This window comes from Variovorax gracilis, assembly GCF_030317115.1.
Taxonomy (GTDB): Bacteria; Pseudomonadota; Gammaproteobacteria; order Burkholderiales; family Burkholderiaceae_C; genus Variovorax; species Variovorax gracilis.
This window is the reverse complement of sequence record NZ_JASZYF010000091.1, coordinates 1-1,646: the sequence shown is the minus strand read 5'-3', so window position 1 is coordinate 1,646 and position 1,646 is coordinate 1. Positions and strand designations below refer to the sequence as shown.

The window sequence follows — 1,646 nt, the reverse complement described above, 5'->3', positions numbered from 1 at the left end:
CGCCGGCACGATGCCGCGCACCTTGAAGCTCAATGTCTTCGCGCCGGCCAGCGTGTCGCTCATGCCCCTGAGCAGCGCGAGCGCGCGCTCGTCCTTGAAGTCCTTGGCGGGCGCTGCCGCCTGCGCCGGCTTGGTGTCCTGCGCGAGGGCAGCGCGTTCGGCGCCCAGCAGCGCCGCTGCAGTGAGCATGGCGAGGCCGAGCCGTCGGCTGATTCGATGGAGGGTGAGAGTCATCGTTGTGCTCCGGTAGTAGAGATCAATGGAACTCGGGCGAATGACGCGCACAGGGCGCATCGGTCAGCGCGTGGCAGCGGCGACGCGCTGGCGAACGAAGTGGACCTCGAACTTCTGCTTCGCCACCGCCTGGTAATAGACCCCGACAAGTTGATCGCTCGCCGGGTCGTAACGCAGCTCGTAGGTCGACCCGCTGTAGCCGCCGGCCTGCAGTTCGAAGGAGGCGCGCAGCACGCCGGCCTCCTCCGACGCATGGGCTTTGGCAAAGGGCAACGGATTCGGGTTGAAATACATCGCCGTAAGCTCGCCGGCGGCGTCGATCTCGCGCACCAGGATGATGTAGTTGCCATCGGGCCGCTTCCATGCACCTTTTAGCGCCGCGGGATCGGCCTTGCCGGCCACTGCGCCCGGTGCTGCCGATTGCTGCGCGAGGGCCGGCCGCGCCACTACCAGCGCTACCGCCAGCAGCAGCCCGGGCCCGATGCAGTTCCATAGCGGGCTCATCAATCGCGCGCCCTGGCGACCATGGTGTCCACCTGGCGCTGCTGCGCTGCGGTGAGTTGCGACTTGCCCAGCTTGATGACCAGCTTGTCGATCTTGCCGTTGAAGGCGAAGGGCACCTGATAGTCCTTCGCGTTGATCTCGGTGCGCAAGTCGACGCCGACGTCGAAGGTCTCGTCGGCCACCTGGAGGAAGGCGATCGAGTTGGGCTGCTTGCCGGTCGCGACCACCTTGCCGTCCACCTTGAGCACGCCGCTGCCGCCCTTGGCGATGCCGGGGCCGTCGTAGGTGTAGTCGAAGACGATGGTGTGCTTGCCCGGGGTCAACGCTTCCTGGCCGACCCAGCGGTAGTGCGCCAGGATGAGCATGTTGTAGTCGAAGACGGGTTTGCCATTCACGAGGTAAAGACCCCATCCCCCCCAGCGTCCGCCGATGGTGGCGAGCATGCCGTTGCCGCCGCCCTGCGGTACGTCGACATCCGCGGTGATGGTGTACGACTTCCCGAGGATGTTCGGTGCATTGGCCACCGGGATGCCGGGATTGACGCCGGTGTAGGTGAACTCCGAGCGGCCCGCTGTCGTGCTTGGTCGCGGCTCGACCGCCCGCGCGAACGAGCGGTTGTCGAGGGGAAGTACCTGGTGCTTCGCGGCCTCCTGGACGAACAGCGCCTGCATTTCCTTCAACTTCTCGGGCATCTTCGCGGCGAGGTCGTTCGCCTGCGAATAGTCTTCCTTGATGTTGTACAGCTCCCACTTGTAGTCGGCGATCGGGGGCAGCGGCGCATTCAGGATCCACGGCCCGTGCGGCGGTGTCGTGTTGGCGTACCAGCCGTCGTGGTAGATCCCGCGGTTGGCGATCATCTCGAAGTATTGCGTCGTGCGGGTCGAGGCCGCATTGGCATTGGCCTTGTC

General features: G+C 65.7%; 3 protein-coding genes. All 3 read right to left on the bottom strand.

All coding sequences use genetic code 11. The features are described 5' to 3' along the window. On the bottom strand, positions 1 to 234 hold a 234-nt coding region (locus QTH97_RS36855), incomplete at its 3' end, for a hypothetical protein (protein WP_286573735.1). A gap of 63 nt (positions 235 to 297) precedes the next feature. After that, a complete protein-coding gene (locus QTH97_RS36850) occupies positions 298 to 738 on the bottom strand; it encodes a hypothetical protein (protein WP_286573734.1) in 441 nt (146 codons plus the stop codon). Then, the coding region (locus QTH97_RS36845; RefSeq protein ID WP_506555395.1) for a LamG-like jellyroll fold domain-containing protein at positions 738 to 1,646 on the bottom strand (909 nt) is incomplete at its 5' end. The genes QTH97_RS36845 and QTH97_RS36850, both read right to left, overlap by 1 nt.